The sequence below is a fragment of the Streptomyces sp. A18 genome (genome assembly GCF_059026065.1).
In genome coordinates, this window is record NZ_JBWLKL010000002.1 from 157956 (window position 1) to 180088 (window position 22133).

20 protein-coding genes and 1 tRNA gene are annotated in these 22133 nt (G+C 70.1%); 13 read left to right on the forward strand and 8 right to left on the reverse strand.

Going from position 1 to position 22133, the window contains the following annotated elements; all coding sequences use genetic code 11:
* Window positions 1–43 precede the first annotated feature (43 nt).
* From AC5P1C_RS03460 to sp36, 4 genes are all read right to left on the reverse strand, one after another.
* Window positions 44–874, reverse strand: coding sequence for an MBL fold metallo-hydrolase (locus AC5P1C_RS03460; RefSeq protein ID WP_493864152.1), 831 nt, complete (start codon window positions 872–874; stop codon window positions 44–46).
* Window positions 875–965: 91 nt separating this feature from the next.
* On the reverse strand, window positions 966–1841 hold the full coding sequence (locus AC5P1C_RS03465) for an NUDIX hydrolase (RefSeq protein WP_493864153.1): 876 nt from the start codon (window positions 1839–1841) through the stop codon (window positions 966–968).
* An 87-nt stretch (window positions 1842–1928) separates the two neighbouring features.
* On the reverse strand, window positions 1929–2399 hold the full coding sequence (locus AC5P1C_RS03470) for a RidA family protein (protein WP_493864154.1): 471 nt from the start codon (window positions 2397–2399) through the stop codon (window positions 1929–1931).
* Window positions 2396–2557: a Sp36 family protein gene (sp36, locus tag AC5P1C_RS03475; RefSeq protein WP_003975360.1), complete on the reverse strand. Its 162-nt coding sequence runs from the start codon at window positions 2555–2557 to the stop codon at window positions 2396–2398. Before sp36 ends, AC5P1C_RS03470 begins: the two co-directional genes overlap by 4 nt.
* Before the next feature lie 82 nt (window positions 2558–2639).
* On the opposite strand from sp36, the gene bagA reads away from it, so the two are divergent.
* Together bagA and bagB are read left to right on the forward strand one after the other, a co-directional pair.
* A complete protein-coding gene (gene bagA, locus AC5P1C_RS03480) occupies window positions 2640–3620 on the forward strand; it encodes an ATPase BagA (RefSeq protein ID WP_493864155.1) in 981 nt (326 codons plus the stop codon).
* Window positions 3617–5074 carry an ATPase BagB gene (gene bagB / locus AC5P1C_RS03485; RefSeq protein ID WP_493864156.1) on the forward strand — a complete coding sequence of 486 codons (1458 nt, stop codon included), beginning with the start codon at window positions 3617–3619 and terminating at the stop codon, window positions 5072–5074. The genes bagA and bagB overlap by 4 nt, the downstream gene beginning before the upstream one ends.
* A gap of 96 nt (window positions 5075–5170) precedes the next feature.
* On the opposite strand, the gene AC5P1C_RS03490 is transcribed toward bagB, so the two are convergent.
* Window positions 5171–5515 (reverse strand): WhiB family transcriptional regulator, encoded by a 345-nt coding sequence (locus AC5P1C_RS03490; protein WP_167828965.1) that lies wholly within the window; start codon window positions 5513–5515, stop codon window positions 5171–5173.
* A gap of 427 nt (window positions 5516–5942) precedes the next feature.
* Here AC5P1C_RS03490 and AC5P1C_RS03495 point away from each other — a divergent pair, with 427 nt between their 5' ends.
* Window positions 5943–8225, forward strand: a complete 2283-nt coding sequence (locus AC5P1C_RS03495) for a transglycosylase domain-containing protein (protein WP_493864157.1) — start codon at window positions 5943–5945, stop codon at window positions 8223–8225.
* Between the two features lie 109 nt (window positions 8226–8334).
* Here the strand turns inward: AC5P1C_RS03495 and AC5P1C_RS03500 are convergent, their stop codons facing one another.
* A complete protein-coding gene (locus AC5P1C_RS03500) occupies window positions 8335–8799 on the reverse strand; it encodes a GatB/YqeY domain-containing protein (protein WP_493864158.1) in 465 nt (154 codons plus the stop codon).
* A 75-nt stretch (window positions 8800–8874) separates the two neighbouring features.
* Between AC5P1C_RS03500 and AC5P1C_RS03505 the strand changes: the two genes are divergently transcribed.
* The 6 genes from AC5P1C_RS03505 to AC5P1C_RS03530 all read left to right on the forward strand — a co-directional run bounded on the left by AC5P1C_RS03505 (window position 8875) and on the right by AC5P1C_RS03530 (window position 17710).
* Window positions 8875–9801, forward strand: a complete 927-nt coding sequence (locus AC5P1C_RS03505) for a metallophosphoesterase (protein WP_493864159.1) — start codon at window positions 8875–8877, stop codon at window positions 9799–9801.
* Window positions 9802–9934: 133 nt separating this feature from the next.
* A tRNA-Pro gene (locus AC5P1C_RS03510) sits at window positions 9935–10008 on the forward strand.
* A 622-nt stretch (window positions 10009–10630) separates the two neighbouring features.
* Window positions 10631–14653 carry an nSTAND1 domain-containing NTPase gene (locus tag AC5P1C_RS03515; RefSeq protein ID WP_493864160.1) on the forward strand — a complete coding sequence of 1341 codons (4023 nt, stop codon included), beginning with the start codon at window positions 10631–10633 and terminating at the stop codon, window positions 14651–14653.
* Between the two features lie 364 nt (window positions 14654–15017).
* Window positions 15018–15806, forward strand: a complete 789-nt coding sequence (locus tag AC5P1C_RS03520) for a GntR family transcriptional regulator (protein WP_493864161.1) — start codon at window positions 15018–15020, stop codon at window positions 15804–15806.
* Between the two features lie 3 nt (window positions 15807–15809).
* Entirely contained in the window at window positions 15810–16568 is a 759-nt protein-coding gene (locus tag AC5P1C_RS03525) for a glycosyltransferase family 2 protein (protein WP_493864162.1), read from the forward strand.
* Window positions 16569–16777: 209 nt separating this feature from the next.
* A complete protein-coding gene (locus AC5P1C_RS03530) occupies window positions 16778–17710 on the forward strand; it encodes an FkbM family methyltransferase (RefSeq protein WP_493864163.1) in 933 nt (310 codons plus the stop codon).
* Window positions 17711–17828: 118 nt separating this feature from the next.
* Here the strand turns inward: AC5P1C_RS03530 and AC5P1C_RS03535 are convergent, their stop codons facing one another.
* Entirely contained in the window at window positions 17829–19049 is a 1221-nt protein-coding gene (locus AC5P1C_RS03535; RefSeq protein ID WP_493864164.1) for an amidohydrolase family protein, read from the reverse strand.
* 177 nt (window positions 19050–19226) lie between these two features.
* Here AC5P1C_RS03535 and AC5P1C_RS03540 point away from each other — a divergent pair, with 177 nt between their 5' ends.
* From AC5P1C_RS03540 to AC5P1C_RS03555, 4 genes are all read left to right on the forward strand, one after another.
* Window positions 19227–19676 (forward strand): DoxX family protein, encoded by a 450-nt coding sequence (locus tag AC5P1C_RS03540; RefSeq protein WP_493864165.1) that lies wholly within the window; start codon window positions 19227–19229, stop codon window positions 19674–19676.
* A gap of 9 nt (window positions 19677–19685) precedes the next feature.
* Window positions 19686–19811, forward strand: coding sequence for a hypothetical protein (locus tag AC5P1C_RS03545; protein ID WP_493864166.1), 126 nt, complete (start codon window positions 19686–19688; stop codon window positions 19809–19811).
* 70 nt (window positions 19812–19881) lie between these two features.
* Window positions 19882–20499, forward strand: coding sequence for a hypothetical protein (locus AC5P1C_RS03550; RefSeq protein ID WP_493864167.1), 618 nt, complete (start codon window positions 19882–19884; stop codon window positions 20497–20499).
* Between the two features lie 130 nt (window positions 20500–20629).
* Complete coding sequence (locus AC5P1C_RS03555; RefSeq protein ID WP_493864168.1) at window positions 20630–21223, forward strand: GNAT family N-acetyltransferase; 594 nt, start codon at window positions 20630–20632, stop codon at window positions 21221–21223.
* Window positions 21224–21251: 28 nt separating this feature from the next.
* Here AC5P1C_RS03555 and AC5P1C_RS03560 read toward each other — a convergent pair whose 3' ends face one another.
* Entirely contained in the window at window positions 21252–22079 is an 828-nt protein-coding gene (locus tag AC5P1C_RS03560; RefSeq protein ID WP_493864169.1) for a class I SAM-dependent methyltransferase, read from the reverse strand.
* Window positions 22080–22133: the final 54 nt, after the last annotated feature.

Genomic DNA, 22133 nt, shown 5'->3' on the forward strand with positions numbered 1-22133 from the left:
TGCTTGGGGCTGCGGCGGCTGCTGCTAGATCAAGCTGCTGCTGCTAGATCAAGCCGTGTTCCCGCAAGTAGTCCAGTTGCGCCCGCACCGACAGTTCCGCCGCGGGCCACAAGGAGCGGTCCACGTCCGCGTAGACGTGGGCGACCACCTCCGACGGGGCCGCGTGGCCGTTCTCGACCGCCGTCTCCACCTGCGCCAGGCGGTTCGCGCGGTGCGCCAGGTAGAACTCGACCGCCCCCTGGGCGTCCTCCAGGACCGGGCCGTGGCCCGGCAGGACCGTGTGCACGCCGTCGTCGACCGTCAGGGACCTGAGCCGCCGCAGGGAGTCCAGGTAGTCCCCCAGGCGGCCGTCAGGGTGCGCCACGACCGTCGTGCCGCGGCCGAGCACCGTATCCCCTGTCAGGACCGCCTGATCGGCCGGGAGATGGAAGCACAGGGAGTCCGCCGTGTGGCCTGGGGTCCCCACGACCCGTAGCTCGATGCCGCCCGTCGTGATCACGTCACCCGCGCCCAGGCCCTCGTCGCCGAGGCGCAGCGCGGGGTCGAGCGCCCGCACCTTGGTGCCGGTCAGCTCGGCGAAGCGCGCGGCGCCCTCCGCGTGGTCCGGGTGGCCGTGGGTGAGGAGGGTGAGCGCGACCCGCTGCCCCGCCTTCTCGGCCGTGGCAATGACCTGCTGGAGGTGTACGTCGTCCAGGGGCCCCGGGTCGATGACGACCGCGAGCCCGGAGCCGGGTTCGGAGACGATCCAGGTGTTGGTCCCGTCCAGCGTCATCGCGGACGGGTTGGGGGCCAGGACGTTGACCGCGCGTGCGGTGGCGGGGCCACTGAGGACCCCGCCCCGTGGCTGGCCGGGAAGCGCGGCGGCTTCGGTCATGCGGGGGTGACTCCCGTCCGGTTCGTGGCAGGCAGGGCAGACGCAGGTAGAGCAAACTCAGGCTTGGCAGGCGTGGCAGAGGTGGTCGTCGTCATGCGGAGTTCCCCGTGGGGATGTGTTTGGTGAACTCGTCGTGGCCCGGCCAGGACAGGATCAACTCGCCGTCCTCGAAGCGCGCTTGGGCCAGGACCGGGGTCAGATCGCGCTCCGGGGCCCCGGCCAGGGCGTCCGCCGCCGACCCGTAGGGCCTCAGCTGGCGCAGGGTCGCGATGGTCGGCGGCATCATCAGGAGGTCGCCCTTGTCGTACCCCGCCGCAGCGTCGCCCGGAGCGATCCACACCGTGCGGTCGGCCTCCGTGGAGGCATTGCGGGTGCGCTGCCCCTCCGGGAGGGCCGCCACGAAGAAGAACGTGTCGTAGCGCTTCGGTTCGAACTCCGGAGTGATCCAGCGCGCCCAGGCGGCGAGCAGGTCGCTGCGGAGGACCAGGTCCCGGCGGTCCAGGAACTCGGCGAAGGAGAAGTCGCGGGCCACGAGCGCCTCGCGGTCCGCCTCCCAGTCGTCCCCCGTGGTGTCGCCGACCACCGTTGACGCGGTCGGCCCCGCGAGCAGCACGCCCGCTTCCTCGTACGTCTCGCGTACGGCGGCGCACACGATCGCCTGGGCGCCCGGCTCATCCACCCCGAGCCGCGCCGCCCACGCCGCGCGGGACGGGCCCGCCCAGCGCACGAGGTGGTCGTCGTCGCGCGGGTCCACGCCACCGCCCGGATACGCGTACGCGCCTCCGGCGAAGGCCATGGAGGCGCGTCTGCGCAGCATGTGTACGGCGGGGCCCGCCGCGGAGTCCACGGAGTCCCGGAGGAGCATGACCGTGGCCGCCCGGCGCGGAGTCGCGGGAGTCAGTTCGCCGCTGCTCAGCGCACGGATGCGGTCGGGCCACTCCGGGGGGTACCACTGCCCATTAGCCATGGGCGGAGGCTATCCCCTAGTGGGCTGATGTTCGAGAGGCAACTATCGGGTGCCAGAAGGCAGCGATCAGGCCTCGTCGAAGCTGCCCTACGCCTCGGTCAGCTCCACCTGGATCTCGACCTCGACCGGCGCGTCCAGCGGAAGAACCGCCACGCCCACGGCACTGCGGGCGTGCACGCCCTTGTCGCCGAGGACCTCACCGAGGAGCTCACTGGTGCCGTTGATCACCGCGGGCTGGCCCGTGAAGTCCGGGGCCGACGCCACGAAGCCGACGACCTTCACGACGCGCGCGACGCGGTCCAGGTCACCGGCGATGGACTTCACCGCGGCGAGCGCGTTCAGACCGCACGTGCGGGCCAGCTCCTTGGCCTCTTCGGGCGTCACCTCCGCGCCGACCTTGCCGGTCACCGGAAGCTTGCCGTCCACCATCGGGAGCTGGCCCGAGGTGTAGACGTACACACCGGACTGGACCGCCGGCTGGTAGGCGGCCAGCGGCGGCACGACCTCGGGCAGGGTCATGCCCAGCTCGGCCAGCTTCGCCTCGACGTTCCCGCTCATGCCTGCTTCTCCCGCTTCAGGTAGGCCACGAGCTGCTCGGGGTTGTTCGGCCCGGGGACGACCTGGACGAGCTCCCAGCCGTCCTCGCCCCAGGTGTCCAGAATCTGCTTGGTCGCGTGGACGAGCAGCGGCACGGTTGCGTATTCCCACTTGGTCATATGGCCGACTGTAGCCGTTGTGAGGTGCTGCTCACGGTGGCCTCCTGATTGGTCCGCACGGCGACTGGTTAGGCTCGGAAGTGTGAGCAGGCTCCAGGTCGTCAGCGGCAAGGGCGGTACCGGCAAGACCACGGTGGCCGCCGCACTCGCGCTCGCCCTCGCGACGGAGGGCAAGCGCACCCTCCTCGTGGAGGTCGAGGGCAGACAAGGCATCGCGCAGCTCTTCGAGACCGAAGCGCTGCCGTATGAGGAGCGGAAGATCGCCGTCGCTCCCGGGGGCGGGGAGGTGTATGCCCTCGCCATCGATCCTGAACTGGCGTTGCTCGACTACCTCCAGATGTTCTACAAGCTGGGGGGCGCGGGACGCGCGCTCAAGAAACTCGGCGCCATCGACTTCGCCACCACCGTCGCGCCCGGTCTGCGGGACGTCCTGCTGACCGGCAAGGCGTGCGAAGCCGTACGCCGCAAGGACAAGAACGGGCGGTACGCGTACGACTGCGTGGTGATGGACGCGCCGCCCACCGGCCGCATCACGCGCTTCCTGAACGTGAACGACGAGGTGGCCGGGCTCGCCAAGATCGGCCCGATACACAATCAGGCGCAGGCCGTGATGCGTGTCCTCAAGTCACCGGAGACAGCGGTCCACTTGGTGACGCTCTTCGAAGAGATGCCCGTCCAGGAGACCGCCGACGGGATCGCCGAGCTGCGTGCGGCGAAGCTCCCCGTGGGGCGCGTCATCGTGAACATGGTGCGGCCCACGCTGCTGGACGAGGCGGCTCTCGGGCTCGGGCTCGGCCGGACCCCGCGTACCGCCATCGCCAAGTCCCTGTCCGCCGCCGGGCTCGGCGGTGCCCGCCGCGGCGGTGTCGCCGAGCGCCTCGTCGACCCGCTCCTGGAGCAGGCCGCCGAGTACGCCGAGCGGTACGCCTTGGAGGGCTCGCAGCGGGCCGTCCTGGGCGAGCTTGACCTCCCCCTGCACGAACTCCCGCTGCTGGCCGGGGGGATGGACCTGGCGGGGCTCTACGAACTCGCCACGGAACTGCGGAAGCAAGGGATCGCATGACCTCGGACCCGGCACGAGACCCTGCACGAGACGCGGACACGACCCGCACCCTGGACCCGGCCCGCACGCTCGACGTCGACGGCCTGATAGACGACCCGAAGACCCGCATCGTGGTGTGCTGCGGCTCCGGAGGCGTCGGCAAGACGACCACGGCGGCCGCTCTCGGCCTGCGCGCGGCCGAACGGGGCCGCAAGGTCGTCGTCCTGACCATCGACCCGGCGCGCAGGCTCGCCCAGTCCATGGGCATCGACTCGCTCGACAACGTCCCGCGCCGGGTGAAGGCCATCGAGAGCCCATCCGGTGGCGGCGAGCTGCACGCCATGATGCTCGACATGAAGCGCACCTTCGACGAGATCGTCGAGGCGCACGCGGACAAGGAGCGGGCGAGCGCGATCCTCGGCAACCCCTTCTACCAGTCGCTCTCGGCGGGCTTCGCGGGCACGCAGGAGTACATGGCGATGGAGAAGCTGGGGCAGCTGCGCTCCCGCGACGAGTGGGACCTGATCGTCGTCGACACGCCGCCCTCGCGCTCGGCCCTGGACTTCCTCGACGCGCCCAAGCGGCTCGGTTCGTTCCTGGACGGGAAGCTGATCCGTGTCCTTATGGCACCGGCGAAGGTCGGCGGCCGGGCGGGGATGAAGTTCCTGAACGTCGGGATGTCGATGATGACGGGGGCGCTCGGCAAGCTGCTCGGCGGCCAACTCCTGCGTGACGTGCAGACGTTCGTGGCCGCGATGGACACCATGTTCGGCGGCTTCCGCACCCGCGCGGACGCCACGTACCGGCTGCTCCAGGCGCCGGGCACGGCGTTCCTGGTGGTGGCGTCGCCGGAGCGGGACGCGCTGCGTGAGGCGGCGTACTTCGTGGAGCGCCTGGCCGCCGACGACATGCCGCTCGCCGGTCTCGTACTGAACCGGGTGCACAGGAGCGGCGCCGCTCAGCTCTCGGCCGAGCGGGCACTTGCCGCCGCGGAAAATCTTGATGAGAGCCGCATTGTGGATCAGGAGGACGGGAAGGTTGGAGTGCGTAAGTCCTCCGAGGCTTCCCACGAGGCTCCCGGCAACTCCCCCGAGACCCCCGGTGGTTCCGAGACTCCCGCACCTTCTGACGCACCTTCTGACGCACCTTCTGAACCGAATGACGCAGACCCGCACGGCACCGAACCGCATGCCGCAGGTCCGCACGGCACCGACCCGCATGGCACCGGCACGCATGGCACCGGCACGCAACCGCCCGTGGCACAGCTGACCGCCGGACTCCTGCGACTGCACGCGGAACGCATGCAGCTGCTCGCGCGCGAACAGCGCACTCGCGACCGCTTCACCGCGCTTCACCCCGAGGTGGCCGTGGCCGAAGTGACGGCGCTGCCGGGTGACGTGCACGACCTGGCAGGCCTTCGGGCCATCGGGGACCGGCTCGCGGCCGGTGCTGATGATCCGGCCGGAGCTGCCTGAGCAGCGGGACCGACCCACTGCCACGCGGCCGGTAGGGCCTCCCCGAGGGGGCCTTCCCCACCGCCACGCGGCTACGGGCACTGTCCCCGAAGGGCGCTAACCCACTGCCGCGTAGCTCTCGTACGTCTCGTCGTCCTCCAAGTCCACGGGCAGCAGGCCCGCGCCACGCTCGTACTCGGAGCGCGCCGTCTCCAGCAGACGGCGCCACGAGGTGACCGTGGGGCGCCTGCGCAGCAATGCGCGGCGCTCCCGCTCAGTCATGCCACCCCACACGCCGAACTCGACGCGGTTGTCCAGCGCGTCGGCCAGGCACTCCGTGCGCACCGGGCAGCCGGTGCACACCGCCTTGGCCCTGTTCTGCGCTGCTCCTTGAACGAACAGTTCATCTGGATCGGTAGTGCGGCAGGCCGCCTGCGCACTCCAGTCGGTTACCCAGCCCATACCGGCGCCGTCCTCTCCCGAATCGAGGCTCCCCCACGGCGGCAGCGGCATATTCACCGCCGCCAGTTGAGGACGTTACGGAAGGTGGGCACAGCGCAACACCCCCTTCGGGCCCAATCTTGAATGGCCCGAACGGACTATGCGTAAGCGGCAGATCACCCGACGGAGTGAGCCGACGACATGCGTGATTAACCCGGCAATTGCGGGCACTTCAGCTGAGTCACAACGGGCATCGAATGCCGCATGAGGCGAATTCGGACACACTTTCCCTGGCTCATTAAGAGCTCTGGGGGAGCTACGGGAGACCCCACTCGGGATTCGGGACCGACGGAGGGGTTGTTGCCGAACCGCACTGCTGTGACAGTTGAGAGCAGCTTAGGCCAAGGCATTGAGGCGTGTCCGGCGAATCAGAACGTAGGCTGCCCCCATGGGAAAGAAGCGCTCGGGCGGTGGTCTGTCACCAACTCAGCAGGCCGCGAAGTTCCTAGGTGTCAGCGTGCTCGCGGGAGCCGTGCTGGCAGGTATCGCCCTGCCCGCGGCCGGCGCGCTCGGTCTCGCGGCGAAGGGGTCGGTCGAGGAGTTCGACGAGATCCCGGACAACTTGGAGCAGCCGCCGCTGAGTCAGCGCACGACGATCCTGGACAACGAGGGCGGCTCCATCGCCACGGTCTACTCGCGTGACCGCACGGTGGTGCCGCTCAAGGAGATCTCGCCGTACATGCAGAAGGCGATCGTCGCGATCGAGGACTCGCGCTTCTACGAACACGGCGCGGTCGACGCGAAGGGCATCCTGCGCGCGCTGAACCAGAACGCGCAGAGCGGCGGCGTCTCCCAGGGCGCGTCCACGCTCACGCAGCAGTACGTGAAGAACGTCTTCGTCGAGGAGGCGGGCGACGACCCGACGAAGGTCGCCGAGGCCACCCAGCAGACCCTCGGGCGCAAGATCCGCGAGCTGAAGTACGCGATCCAGGTCGAGGACAAGCTGGGCAAGAAGCGCATCCTCAGCAACTACCTGAACATCACCTACTTCGGCCAGCAGGCGTACGGAGTCGAGGCCGCTGCCCAGCGCTACTTCTCCAAGTCCGCCAAGGACCTGCAGGTCCAGGAGGCCGCGCTGCTGGCCGGCATCGTGCAGTCCCCCAGCCGGTACGACCCCGTGAACGACACGCAGGAAGCCACCAAGCGGCGCAATGTAGTGCTGCAGCGGATGGCGGAGACGCACGACATCACGCGGGCGGAGGCCGAGGAGGCCAAGGCGAAGCCGCTCGGCCTGAAGGTGAGCAAGCCCAAGAACGGCTGCATCACGGCGGTCAGCGGCGCCGGGTTCTTCTGTGACTACGTACGCGAGGTCTTCCACTCCGACCCGGTCTTCGGCAAGACCAAGGAGGACCGGGCCAGGGTCTGGAACCAGGGCGGTCTGCGGATCAAGACCACGCTCAACCCGCAGGCACAGCAGTCCGTGCAGGCCTCGATAAAGGATCACGTCAACCAGTCCGACGACGTGGCCACGGCCGCCACCATCGTCGAGCCGGGCACCGGCAAGATCCTGGGCATGGGCCAGTCGCGGCCCTACGGCGTCAATCTCAAGGACAACGAGACGTCGATGAACCTGTCCGTGGACAACGCCATGGGCGGCGGCGCGGGCTACCAGCCGGGGTCGACCTTCAAGCCGATCGTCGCCGCGGCGGCCTTGGAAGGCGGAATGCCTCCTACGAAGAGCTACGGCTCTCCGTACGAGATGCCGTACCCCAAGAGCGTCGACGCCTGTGACGGCAAGAAGTGGCTGAACTCGGGCAACGCGAAGCTCACCAATGAGAACGAGTCCGAGGTCGGCCCGTACGGGATGAAGGAAGCGACCGCGAAGTCGGTCAACACCTACTACGTGGAGCTGATCGGCGACATCGGCATCTGCCCGGTGACGGAGATGGCCAAGAAGATGGGCGTCGAGCGGGCCGACGGCAACAAGATGGACCAGGCGCCGTCGATCGCGCTCGGCACCCAGGAGATGTCGCCGCTGACGATGGCGGGCGCGTACGCGACGTTCGCGGCGCGCGGCAAGTACTGCTCGCCCGTCGCGATCGAGTCGATCTCGGGTCCGGGCGGCAAGTCGCTGCCGGTGCCGAAGTCGACGTGCTCGCGCGCGATGTCACCGAAGACGGCCGACACGGTCAACACCCTCCTGAAGGGCGTGGTCGAGGACGGAACCGGCAAGCAGGCCGGCCTCGGCTCCCGCCCGAGCGCGGGCAAGACGGGTACGACCGACTTCCGCTACGCCGCCTGGTTCGTGGGCTACACCCCGAACATGTCGGGCGCGGTGTGGGTCGGCGACCCGCAGCACAAGCGGCGGATGGTCAACATCCCCATCGGTGGAGTCACCTACGACAAGGTCTTCGGTGGTGAGGTCCCGGGTCCGATCTGGCGGGACGCGATGAGCGGGGCGCTCGCGGGCGAGCCGGCACCGGGCTTCAACACCGTCCACATCCCGGACGGCGACAAGGACAAGGACAGGGACAAAGACAGGGACAAGCCCCACGAGGACGACAAGCCGGGCGGCGGTCACGACGACGGCGGCGACAACGGCGGTGGCGACGGGGGCGGCGATCCCTGGCCGGACGTCTCGCTGCCGCCGGATGTCATCGGCGGTGGCGGGAACGGTGGGAACGGCAATGGGGGCGGCAATGGGGGCGGGATCGGGGGCTGGGGCCGGTAGGTCCGAGGGTCCTGCTGATTCGGGTCTCCTGCTCGATACGTGAATGAGGGCGCCCCCTGGTCTTCAGGGGGCGCCCTCATTCACGTACGAGATCAGGCAGAAGGGCTGATCAGCCCGCGAGCAGCTTCTTGACCACGGCGGCGACGCGGCCGCCGTCGGCCAGGCCCGCGACCTTCGGGTTCACGATCTTCATGACCTGGCCCATGGCGCGCGGCCCCTCGGCGCCGGCGGCCCTGGCCTCCTCGACGGCCTGGGCGACGATCGCCTGGAGCTCGTCGTCGGAGAGCTGCTTGGGGAGGTACTCGGCGAGGATCTCGCCCTCCGCCTTCTCCTTCGCGGCCTGCTCTGCGCGCCCGCCCTCGGCGAAGGCCTCCGCGGCCTCGCGGCGCTTCTTCGCCTCGCGGGCAATCACCTTCTGCACCTCGTCGTCGGAGAGCTCGCGGGCCGTCTTGCCCGAGACCTCCTCCTTCGTGACGGCGGTGAGGGTCAGCCGGAGCGTGGCGGAGCGCAGCTCGTCACGCCCCCTGATCGCGGCGGTGAGGTCTTCCTGAAGCTTGGACTTGAGCGTGGTCATGCCGTGATTGTCGCAGGTGCTCACCGCCCGACGCCCGCCGATTTACGGGGCCTTCGGGTCTGACACGATGGGTGGATGCGCGCGCGATACGCAGTACCCCTGGGAATCACGGCGACAGCCGCCGCCGGTCTGGCCTACTCGGTGGGGTTCGAACCCCGCTCCTTCCGGCTGCGACGGGTCACGGTGCCGGTCCTGCCGCCGGGGATGCGACCGCTCAGAGTCCTCCAGGTTTCGGACATCCACATGGTGTCCGGGCAGCGCAAGAAGCAGCGCTGGCTGCGCTCGCTCGCCGGTCTGCGCCCCGACTTCGTGATCAACACCGGGGACAACCTCTCCGACCCGGAAGGCGTACCGGAGACGCTGGACGCGCTCGGCCCGCTGATGCAGTTCCCCGGGGCGTACGTCTTCGGCTCGAACGACTACTACGGCCCCAAGCCGCGCAACCCCGCCCGCTACCTGGTCGAGAAGTCGCAGGGCAAGCACGGCCTGAACGGCAACCCGCCCGCCGTCGGCGTGATCCACAACCCGTGGGAGGACCTGCGCGACGGCTTCGACGCCGCGGGCTGGGTGAACCTGACGAACACGCGGGGCGCGCTGAAGATCGAGGGCTACGAGATCGGCCTCACGGGCGTGGACGACCCGCACATCAAGCGGGATCGGTACGCGCAGGTGGCGGGCGGCCCGGCCGCGGGCGCCGACTTCTCGATGGGCATCGTGCACGCCCCGTACCTGCGCAGCCTCGACGCCTTCACGGCCGACGGCTACCCCTTGATCCTGGCGGGCCACACCCACGGCGGCCAGCTGTGCATCCCCTTCTACGGCGCGCTGGTCACCAACTGCGACCTCGACAGGCAGCGGGTGAAGGGCCTGTCGTCGCACACGTCGGAGGGCAACCGTTCATACCTCCACGTCTCGGCGGGCTGCGGCGCGAACCGCTACACCCCGATGCGCTTCGCGTGCCCGCCGGAGGCGACGCTGCTGACGCTGACGGCTCGGGGCTGAGGGCGCGGGCTGCGGGGCCCCTGACGGGGGCCCCTCAGGGGGCTCGAAAACCGGATTTCGTCTCCGGGCGCCGGTCCGCTAAAGTAATCGATGTCGCCACGACCCGCGCAGCGGGCCAGTGGAGCAACGACATCGGGGTGTAGCGCAGCTTGGCAGCGCGCTTCGTTCGGGACGAAGAGGTCGTGGGTTCAAATCCCGCCACCCCGACAGCTGAGCAACAGGTCGAAGGGCCGGTACTGAATTCAGTACCGGCCCTTCGGCTTTGTGGCGCGCCGGACCGCTGATCCTGAGCCCGGGACCGCTGATCCCGGGACCGCTGATCCCGGCTGAGCCCGTAGCCAGGATGGACGTCCCCTCAGCGCTGCTCGCGTGCGAACCCGCTCCAGGGCCCAGGACCCAGGCGCGCGAGGCGCTGCGGTGTTCTGGCCGCTGCCGAGATGGTTTCCGACCCGCGTCGTCCGGCTCCGGTCCCTCCCCTGTGGGGACCGGTGCCGGACGAGGCGGGTGGCGTCGGCCCGTGCCGCATCGGCGTTGCGGCACGGGTCGAAGAAGGGCCGGAGCCTCAGTCGGTGTGGATGGACGGGGTCCGGACGGTTATTTGATCGGGGAAATCAGCCTCGCCCCGTGCAGCGGCGTGAGAGGTCTTAGCCGGTGCCGCGAGCTGATGACCTGGTATGACGCTGCGCGGTTGATTCGCTACCGCTTCGCGATCCTGCCAGTTATGGCCTCGGACGAGGAGGTTCCGGCGGCGACCGGACGCCTTAGTCGCAGGTCAGCCGTATAGGGTGAGTTTTCCGGTCCGGATGTTCAGGTGCGGGGGAAGTAAGGGGTGGAGGCCTTGAGTTCCGACTCAGGGGCACGCACAGCCTTCGCGGAACGTCTCGCGCTGCTGTACAAGGAAGCCGGTAACCCTCCCCTCCAGCGCGTCGCCGAGGCGGTCGTCCGGCAGCAGCGGGTCGACGAGCGCGGGCGGATCGTGCGGGTGTCCGCCCAGCGGATCAGCGACTGGCGGCGGGCCAAGAACGTGCCCGCCCAGTTCGCCGCCCTCGCCGCGGTGCTGCACGTACTGATACCCGAGGCGCGGCGCGAGCGGCCCTCTCCGGTGTCCGCGGGGCTCTACGAGATGGCCCAGTGGCAGCTCCTGTGGGAGCGCGCGGTGGCCGATCCCGCCGGTGGGCGTACCCCGGCGGCGGTCACGGAGGATGACGAGCGGACGACCGCGGCCGACGCTTCTGCCGCCTCCGGTGTGTGTCCCTACCGCGGGCTTGCTTCGTATCGTCAGCAGGACGCGCGGTGGTTCTTCGGGCGGGAGCGGAGCACGGAATCTCTCGTCGCCCAGCTCCGTGCCGCGGAGAATTCGGGCGGTCTGGTCATGCTCGTGGGCGCCTCGGGGGCGGGGAAGTCGTCGCTTCTCAACGCCGGGCTCGTGCCCGCCCTGCAGGCCGGGGTGCTGAGCGACGAGGACGGCCGGGCGGGACCCGTGCTGCAGCTCGTGCCAGGGAGCGATCCTCTCGCCGAGCTCGTCCGTCATATACCTGAGCTCGCCAGCCTCACGTCCAGCGTGGAGGAATCAGCCGCGTACGAGCCCGGGACTCCGTCCTTCGCTCTTGCCGTGCGCGAAGCCGTCACCTCGTGGGCCCGGCGCGAGGCCTCGTCCGACGGGGGCGGGGGCCGGCCCGTCGTCATCGTGGATCAGTTCGAGGAGACCTTCACCCTCTCCTCCGACGAGGCCGGCAAGCGGATCTTCGTCCAGCTCCTCCAGGCCGCGTGCTCGCCCACCGACGCCGAAGGGCCGGCCCCCGCCCTCGTCGTCCTCGGCATACGCGCCGACTTCTACGAGCAGTGCCTCGGGTATCCCGAACTGGCCGACGCCCTCCAGCATCGGCACATGGTGCTCGGCCCGCTCACCACCACGGAGCTGCGCGAAGCCGTGACCGGGCCGGCCAAGGCCGTGGGGCTCGAACTCGAGACCGGGCTCGCGGAACTCATCGTCCGGGAAGTCAGCACGAACGGGCCCCGCGGCTCACACGACGCCGGAGTGCTGCCCCTCCTCTCCCATGCCCTGCTCGCCACCTGGCAGCGACGGAAGACGGGGCGGCTGACCCTGGCCGGCTACCGCGCGGCGGGTGGCATCCAGGGAGCCGTGGCGGCGACCGCCGAGCGTGCCTGGTCGGGACTCGACCCGGCGGCACGCACGGCCGCTCGGCTGCTGCTCCTGAGGCTGGTCCGGCTCGGCGAGGACACCCAGGCCACCCGGAGGCGCGGGACGCGGCGCCAGCTGGCCGAGGAGTCGACGGACCCCTATAAGACCGAGGAGTCGCTCGAAGCACTCGTACGCGCCCGCCTGGTCACCCTCGACGCGGAGACCGTGGAGATCACGCACGAAGCGCTGCTCCACGCCTGGCCCCGGCTGCGCGACTGGATCGACGAGGACCGGAACGACAACCTGCTGCGTCAGCGGCTCGAGGAGGACGGCAGGACCTGGGAGGACTCCGACCGCGATACGTCGCTGCTCTACCGGGGCTCCCGCCTCGAACAGGCCCGCGCCTGGCGGAAGACCGCCGGTGGCACCTTCCTGACCAGGGGCGCGGTGGAGTTCCTCGCCGCTTCGGCCAGGCTCCGCAGGCGTACGGTCCTGATCACCCGTGGCGCCGTCGCGGCGCTGGTCGTGCTGGCGATGGTGGCCGTCGCGTCGGCGGTGGTCGCCTGGCAGCAGCGGGACGACGCGGTCTTCCAACAGGTGGTCGCCGAGGCCGATCGCGCCAAGGACACCGATCCGTCCCTGTCCGCCCAACTCGACCTGGTGGCACACGATCTGCGGCCGGGCGACGCGGGCACCGAGAACCGGCTGCTCTCGATCGTGAACGCGCCGCTTGCCACACCGCTCCTGGGCCACAAGGGCGCCGTCTACCTCACCTCGTTCAGCCCCGACGGACGGATCCTGGCCACCGCCAGTTACGACAGGACCGTACGGCTGTGGGATGTGTCGGACCCCTCGCGCCCCAAGCCGCTGGGCAAACCCCTTACCGGACACAAGAGTTGGGTGAGCAGCGCGGTCTTCGGTCCGGATGGCGACACGCTCGCCACCGCGTCGGACGACGGCACGGTCCGGCTGTGGGACGTACGGGATCCCGGCCACCCGCGTCCTTCGGGCTCGCCCATGGACGGCGACGGCGGCGCGATCTACCTGGTCGCCTTCAGCCCGGACGGACGCACGCTGGCCTCCGCCCACGACGACCACGCCGTTCGCCTGTGGGACGTGGACGACCCCGGTCGGCCCAAGTCGCTCGGCTCACCGCTCACCGGCCACACCGCCGCCGTGCGCTCCGTCGCCTTCAGCCCCGACGGACGGACTCTGGCGGCCGGCGGCGACAGCGGCGCGATCCGGCTGTGGGACATGGCCGACCGGCGTCACCCGAAGCCGATCGACAAGGTGACCGGCCATGCGGGCACGGTGCACTCCGTGGCGTTCAGCCCCGATGGCCGCACGCTCGCCAGTGGCGGCAAGGACGACACCATCCGGCTGTGGGACGTGGCCGACCCGCGCCACGCCACGTCGCGCGGCGCGCCCCTCACCGGCCACACCGGGCCCGTGTGGTCCGTGGCGTTCAACCCCGCGGGCACCATGCTCGCGGCCGCGAGCGCGGACTCCACGGCGAGCCTGTGGAACGTCCGTGATCCGGAGCATCCGTCACAGGTCGGCGAGCCCCTCGCGGGCAGCAGCGGGGAGATGTACGCGCTCGGCTTCAGCCCCGACGGACGGACGCTCGCCACGGGGAGCGGCGACAACAAGGTCCGCCTGTGGTCGATCCCGACGTCGGACATGGTCGGCCGCATCGGGGCGTTCCGCCCCGACGGGAAGGTTCTCGCCACGGCCGCGCGCGACGAGCAGGTGCGGCTGTGGAACGTGGAGCGCCCCAACCGGCCCGTGGCACTGGGCAAACCCTTCAAACCCCGGGACGGGGACGTGCGTTCGCCGGTGTTCTCCCCCGACGGCCGCACGCTCGCGCTGCTCACGGGAAGCCGCGCGGTGCAGCTGTGGAACGTCTCCGACCCGACCCGGCCCGTGCCCTACGGGCCGCCCGTCGCGCTGCGGACACGCTTCGCGGCCGCGCTGGCTTTCAGCCCGGACGGCGACACGCTGGCAACCGCCCACACCGACCGCACCGTTCAGCTGTGGGACGTCAGCGCGCCGTCCCGCCTCCGCCCGCTCGGCGATCCGCTCACCGGCCACAAGGGCTACGTCAATGACCTCGCCTTCAGTACCGACGGACACACGCTCGCCAGCGGCAGCGCGGACGGCACCATCCGGCGCTGGAACGTGACCGACCCGCGGCACACCACCCGGCTCGGCAGGCCTCTCACGGGACACCTGGGGCCCATCAACACGCTCACCTACAGCCGTGACGGTCGCACCTTGGCCAGCGGCAGCGACGACGGCACGGTCCGGCTCTGGAACATCACCGACCCCCGCAAGGCGACCCGGCTCGGCGCCACCCTCACGGGCCACACCGACGCCGTGGTGTCGCTGACGTTCAGCCAGGACGGCCGCACCCTGGCCAGTGGCGGCAACGACAACACGGTCAGGCTCTGGGACGTCGCCGACCCCGCCAGCGCCTCTCCCATCGGTCAGTCCATGAGCCCCAACGCCAAGACGGGCAGTTTCCTGTCGTTCAGTCCTCAAGGACAGATGCTCGGCGTTTCGAGCGGCACCGATACGGTCCGGCTGTGGAACCTGGACACCGACGAGGCGATTCGCCGTATTTGCTCGACCACTCGGAACGTTCTTACACGGGATAAATGGAACGAGTATCTGCCCCGTCTCTCGTATGAACCGCCCTGCGACGAGTAACGGCCGACCACCCCGCCCCTTTGGATCACGCTACGTGATCCCCATCACAACTCCTCATTTCGGCCGAGTAGTTGCCTCCCTCTACGCGGGGAGCCTTGTTACGGTTGGCCACAGCCCGATCGCTGGTGCATCCCCCGTCGCCAGCGATCGGGCGCTTTTGTTTATCTCCGGCCCAACTCGGTGGCGTAGCCATGCTTCATCTCTGGAGACGGATCTGGAGACGGATCTGGAAGCGGGCCCGATTGCTGGTTGGAACGGCAGTGCATTTCCCGTCAGACGCAGGCACACGGCAAGAGGCCAAGCCTCAAGTCCTCTTTAGGAGTCGTATGCTGAGCCGCGTCGGACGACGGGACGGTGGACGCGGATGGCGAAGGCTTACGAGAAGATCGCGGACGAGCTCCGCGCGCTGATCCGCGGCGGCCTGCTCGCGCCCGGCGACCGGCTGCCGTCCGAGGCGGACCTCATCAAGAGCTCCGGCCACAGCGGGCCGACCGTCCAGCAGGCCCTGCGCGTGCTCCAGGCGGAAGGCCTGATCGAGAAGCAGCACGGCCGCGGAACCTTCGTACGCCGCCCACGCACGCCGGTGCGGCGCTCGAACACGCGCCACCAATGGGAGAAGGACCGCGCCCGCGCCCCCGAACGGCGCCGCCTGGCGACCGGCGCGACCGAGCACGACACCGGCCTCGACGTCGGCGACCTCGTCTTCCACGCGGCCTACCGCGAGACCGGGGCGTCCGGGGAGCTCGCGGCCGCTCTGGGCGTCGACGAAGGCACGGCGCTGGTCGAGCGGACCTACCGGACGCGGTACAGCGCCGAGCAGAACCCCTTCAGCCTCGTCACGTCGTACCTGGTCCGCGAACGTATCAAGGCGAACCCCGACCTCCTGGACGAGACGAACGAGCCCTGGCCGGGCGGTACTTGGAACCAACTCCTCACGGTGGGTATCGAGATCGACCGCGTCGAGGAACGCGTGACGGCCCGGCCCCCGACGGCGGAGGAGGCCGACGAACTGGGCCTACCGCCCGGCACTTCGGTTCTCGTCCTGCGCAAGTCCATGTACGACAGGGACAACCGCGTCGTCGAGATGTCCGACGTCACGCTGCCGGGCGACCGCACCGAAATGCTCTTCACGACCCACTTGGAAAGGTGGTGAGCCGTGACCCGGCGCATCATCATCGTCACGGCCGTCCACGCACCGTCCGCGCACTTCCTTGCCGACGCGTACAAGTCCCTGTGCGCACAGGAGTTGCCCGCTGGTTGGGAGTGGCACTGGCTGATCCAGGAGGACGGCACGACCGACCAGGTCGCGCCCCACGTCCCCGACGACGACCGGATCACGTTCAGGCAGGGCCGCGCGGGAGGCCCGGGGGTCGCCCGGACCATCGCCATGGCGCACGCCGACGGTGAGTACGTGAGGATCCTCGACTCCGACGACCAGCTCGCGCCCGGCGCGCTGGCCCGGGACCTCGCGGCCCTCGAAGCCGATCGGAGCATCGGCTGGGCGACGTCCCGCGTGCTCGACCTGCTGCCCGACGGCTCCACGGCCGGTTTCCCCGGCGACCCCGAGCCCGGGGCGATCGAGCGCAACGCGGTGCTCGACTACTGGGCGTCCCACGACTATCGCGCGCAGGTCCATCCGGCCACGCTCTTCGTCCGCCGCGACCTACTGGTGGCCCTGGGCGGCTGGATGGCGCTTCCGGCATCCGAGGACACGGGCCTGCTGCTGGCCCTGAACGCGACGTCCCGCGGCTGGTTCTCGTCCGAGGTCGGCCTGCTGTACCGCAAGTGGGAAGGCCAGATGACGGGCCAGGCCGCGCACGTCGCCACGGCGGAGCGCGACGCCCGCATGGCAGTGGTCGAGGCCAGGGCGCGGGCGCTCGAGCACTTCCAGTGGCGGTACCCCGCAGGCTCGTGACCCGAAGGGCCGCGCCCCGCCCGTGAGCCGGCGCCGCCCTCGCCCTCCGCCTCGGCGACGCCCCGACCGTGAGCCGGCGTGACCGCCCTCGCCCTCCGCCTCGGCGGCGTCTGGTCCCGGTCGGCTCTGCTAGCTGTGGGCACCGCTTCCGGCAGTACCGACAGGGCGGATCTTGCCGCGGCCGCGGTGGACTACGTACGGTCGCGGCTATGCCTCCCGCTTCCCTCCGATGCGCGTCGGAGCTTCTGGTCACCCTTGGCCGCGGCTACGTACGCGACGCGCCCGGCACGCTGCTCAAGGGGCCGATCGCGGCCCGGTTCCTCAACCCGTATCTGCGCGACCAGCCGCGTCGGCGCGTGGTCGACGCGCGGTTCGGCGCCCGTTTCGCCTGTGACTCCCGCGACCTCATCCAGCGCTACATCAGCCTCTTCGGCGTGTGGGAGCCGCACATGACGCGGTGGCTGCGCGGTCGCCTGGGCGCCGGGGACACGTTCGTCGACGTGGGCGCCAACATCGGCTACTTCGCGGTCCTCGGCTCCCGGCTGGTCGGCGGCAAGGGGCGGGTGGTGGCCATCGAGGCGTCGCCCGCCTTCCACGACCGCGTACTGCAGCACGTCAGGCTCAACGGCTGCGACAACGTCCGCGCGGTCAACGCCGCGGTCTCCGACAGCCACAAGACGCTGACCTTCGTGCTCGCAAGCTCGAACAACATGGGCGCCAACTCCATCGTCCCGTACGACGGTCCGACCGAGTCGAGCTTCGAGATGGCGGCCACGCCCCTTCCCGAGATCCTGGACGGCGACGAACTCACGACCGCCCGCGTGATCAAGATCGATGTCGAGGGCGCCGAGGGCGGGGTCATCAGAGGGCTCGCTCCCGCCCTGGACCGGCTCCGCCCGGACGTGGAGATCGCCGTGGAGGTCACCCCGGACCGCATGGTCCAACTGGGGGACTCCATCGACGAGTTGATGGCGACCATGGCCCTGCACGGCTTCCACACCTACCGGCTGCCCACGGACTACCGCCCCGAGAACTACCCCCGCGCCCTGCGCAGCCCCGAGCCGCCGGTGCGCTGGCGCGGGCCCATCGTCGGAGAGAGCGAGCTGGTCTTCTCGCGGGTCGACGCCGAGGTCTTGCGCTGAGCCGAGCCCCATCCCGGCCGGGCGGCCTCGCTGAGCCGAGCCCCATCCCGGCCGGGCCGCACGGGGCTACCTGTTGCGGCTACCCGATTCGGCTACCCGATACGGCTACCCGATACGGCTACCTGTTCCCGTCGAACGGCAGATCCAGCATGCGGATCGCATTGCCGCGCAGCAGCTTGTACGCCACGTCCTCGGGCAGGTGGCCGACGTGGTCCTGGGCCACTTCCTTCGTGTGCGGCCACGTCGAGTCGACGTGCGGATAGTCGGTCTCGAACGTGGCGTTGTCGACGCCCACGGTCTCGATCGAGGCGACGCCGTGCTTGTCCCGGAAGAAGCAGCAGAAGATCTGCCGGTAGTAGTACGTCGACGGCGGCTCCGGGATCAGGTCCTTGACCCCGCCCCAGGCCCGGTGCTCCTCCCAGACGTCGTCGGCGCGCTCCAGGGCGTACGGGATCCAGCCCATCTGCCCTTCGCTGTACGCGAGTTTGAGGCGCGGGAACTTCACCAGGACCCCGGAGAAGAGGAAGTCCATCATCGAGGCCATGGCGTTGTTGAAGCTCAGGGACGCCTGGACGGCCGGGGGCGCGTCGGGGGACGCCGCCGGCATCTGTGACGACGAGCCGATGTGCATGTTCACGACCGTGCCGGTCTCCTCGCACGCCGCGAAGAACGGGTCCCAGTAGCCGGAGTGGATCGACGGCAGCCCGAGGTGTGTGGGGATCTCGCTGAAGGTCACGGCCCGCACGCCGCGAGCGGCGTTGCGCTTGATCTCGGCGACGGCGAGGTCCACGTCCCACAGCGGGATGAGGCAGAGCGGGATCAGCCTGCCGCCGCTGTCACCGCACCACTCCTCCACCATCCAGTCGTTGTACGCCCGGACGCAGGCGAGCCCGACCTCCTTGTCCTTGGCCTCGGAGAACGTCTGCCCGCAGAAGCGCGGGAACGTGGGGAAGCAGAGCGAGGCCTCGACGTGGTTGACGTCCATGTCCGCGAGGCGGGCCTTCGGGTCCCAGCAGCCGCGGCGCATCTGCTCGCGCGTGATGCCGTCGAGCGTCATCTCGTCCCGCGAGAAGCCGACGGCGGCGATGATGCGCTTGTACGGGAAGATCTCTCCCTCGTACTCCCACCAGTCGGTGATCTGACCGGCCGGATCCGTCGTGAACTTGTACTTGCCGCCGATGTATTCGAGCTCGCCGATGCCCGCCGTGAAGGGCTTCGGGCCCCGGTCGCGGTACTTGCTCGGGAGCCACTTCTCGAAGAGGTGCGCGGGTTCGATCACGTGGTCGTCCACGCTGATGACGCGGGGGAGTTCCCTGGCCCCGACCTCGCTGTTGTCCACTGCTGAGCCCCCTACTACCTGCCGGTTTCCCTGTTGCTCATCTGACGGTCCATCAGATCGAGGTTATGGGCTCACCCCGGTGACGGCAACAGCGCGCAGGAAACTCGACCCCTTGCGCGATCGGTCCTGATCCGCTGAACTGACGACTCGTCAGGTGAGGCAGAGGGAGGGCGCTCGATGCAGACGATGTGGCTCAGCGGAGCCGAGTGGTTCGCCGTGCTTCGGATCGGGCTCGGCCTGTGGTGGCTCGAAAGCTGGCGCCACAAGGACAAGAAGACGTGGTTCGGCGGCGGCGGGATCGACTGGGCCGCGGGGATCGCCGACAAGCACCGCTGGTCCTTCGTCCGGTCGGGCTTCGACGTCGTGGTGAAGCCCCGGCCCCGCACCATGGCGTACGTGGTCGCCTACGCGGAGCTCGCCCTCGGCCTCGGCCTGATCGTCGGCTTCCTCACGCCGATCGCCCTCGTCTGCGGCCTCGCCCTGAACCTGATCTACCTGGTGCTGATGATCCACGACTGGGGCGAGCAGGGGCAGAACCTGATGATGGCGCTGATCTCCGTGGTCGCGTTCTTCGGGATGGGCTGGCAGGTCTGGTCGCTCGACGACGCCTTCGGGCTCTTCTTGTAGGCGCTCGGCGTGCTGCAGGCGCCCGGCACCTTCCACGACGCCGCCCGTCGGGGCCTCGGCGTGAGCGGCCGCGTCACGGGCGAACAGGCCCCGGAGCGCGACCTGTTGCTCCCGCGCTCTCAGCGGAACGCGTAGCCGTTCGTCTGGTCTGTTGCGACGTGGCATGCCACCCTGCACCGTCGTTCTGGCAGACGAGGAGAAGCCGATGAGCGAACGCGACCGGGAAACGCACGGGCCACAGGCAGCGGCCCTCAGGAGCGGCCACGCGGCACGGGCCGAGAGCGCGGCGGCGCGGGCAGCCGCCATCAGCCACTACGTCGAGCTTTCCGCCCGACGCGGTGCCGGAGAGCGGCCAGACGGCGCCGCCGCGGACGAGAACGCCGTCTGGAAGGCCGCTCACGCCGCGCGCGTGGCGGCGCAGGCGCTCGCCGTGCTCTCCGAGAGCCCACCCGATCCGGCCGCGGACTCCCGCTGCGCCAGGAACGCCGCCGCGTCCGCCGCGCAGGCGGCCCAGATGGGGCAGCTTGTCGACGGAGACGGAGACGGGGGCGGAGACGGGGGCGACGGCGGTGACAGGGACGGGGGTTCCGGGCCGTCCCGGGCCGCGTGCCGAGCCGCCCTCGACGCATCCCTGGCCGCGTCAGCGGCAGCGGGAGCCAGGTATCTCGGCACGGACGAAGAGCTGAACTCCCGGGCGGACGCGGCGGAGAAGGCCGCCGTCGAGGCGGCGGAACGCGCCGGATGGATCCGGCCGGGCGCAGACGTGCCCGCCGTGTCGACGGGGGTGCGGAGCCCCGAGGTCATGTCGATGCTGCACTTCTGAGGTCATGTCGATGCTGCACTTCTGACCTACGCCCCCGTTCCGCTCGCCCTTCCGTGGTGTCACCATGCGGAGTCCAGGGGAGTCGAGGGGTGTCGAGGGGTTCCCTCGACGGGGGCGGGCGGAGGAACGAATGGCTGAGGTGTTCTTGCGCAGGCTGAGCCGGTGGCAGGCGGAGCAGCAGCGGGAAGCGGTCGCCGACGTCTATGTCGAGGCCTACAAAGGTCAGGCCGGAGCCGAGTACCGGGACCGGCAGGGATTCTTGATCATGTTCGAGAACACCGTGCAGCGGCCCGACTTCGACATGGTGGTCGCCGACGCGGCGGGCCTGGTCGGCTGCCTCTACGGCTACCGCGCCGCGCGTACCGGCGAGTGGTGGGAGGGGTTCCGCGGCGTCCTGCCCCCGGAGGTCGAGGAACGCACGGCGTCCGGCCGGGTCTTCATCCTGACCGAGCTGATGGTGGCGCCCCCCTACCGGCGCCAGGGCATCTCGGAACGCCTGCGCACGCTGCTGCTCGTACGGCACGCCACGGATCTGGTCGTCGCGGTCATCAAGCGGGACGACGACCTGGGGCGGGAGGTGCTGCGGTCCTGGGGCTGGACGAAGCTCGGGGAGTTCGACCGGGGCGGGCCCGGCTCCGCGGCGCCGCCCCGCAGGGGTGAGCGGGAGGCGCGTACGCAGGACGAGCTGGTGTGGGAGGGGTGGACGCGGCCTACGACGCCTTGAGCGGGCCACGGGTCTGTGCCTTGCTCGCTTAGCCGGCCTTGCTCGCCTTCAGGGAGTACATGAGGGGGATGCGCGGGCGGTCCACGGGGAAGCGGTAGGCGCCGTCGCGGAGTTCGAGGGTGCCGAAGCGTTCGAAGAGCGTGGTGTCGTGCTCGTGCAGGAACTCGATGCGCAGGCCCGCCGACACCAGTGCCGTGACGACCTCGCCCACCGGGTGCTGCCATTCCACGCTGCGGTTGTGGACGGTGGGGGTGGTCGTGTCCGCGTAGCCGCCGGGGGTCTCGTCGATCCAGGCGTCGCGGGCGAAGTAGTCGTACTCGATCCGTGAGCCCGTCGCGTCGTCCAGGATGTCCGCGAGCGGGTGGAACTCCGAAAGGTAGAGGAAACCGCCGGGAGCGACGAGCGCGGCCACGGTCTCGGCCCACCGCTGGATGTCGGGGAGCCAGCACAGGGCGCCCACTCCGGTGTAGACGATGTCGTACGAGGAGTCGGGCACCGCGTTCGCCGCGTCGTACACGTCGGCGGCGACGAAGGACGCCTGGTCGGCGGTGAGGCCGAGCTCGGCGGCGAGGTCGCGGGCCGCGTCGACGGCGGGCTCGGAGAAGTCGAGCCCGACCACGCGGGAGGCGCCGTGCCGGGCCCAGGAGAGGGTGTCGAGGCCGATGTGGCACTGGAGGTGGAGCAGCGAGCGCCCGGTGACGTCACCGACCTCCGTGAGCTCGAAGTCGCGCAGCGGGTCCTTGCCGGAGCGGAACGCGTCGAGGTCGTAGTAGTCACTGGCGAGATGGAGGGGGACCCTCTCGTCCCACCGTCTTCGGTTGGCCTCGCGCCAGTCGGAGGGGGTCGGTGAGTACATTCCAGAAAGTTATCCACAGGCTGGGGACCCTCGCCAGCGGATTGTCGGCGGGGA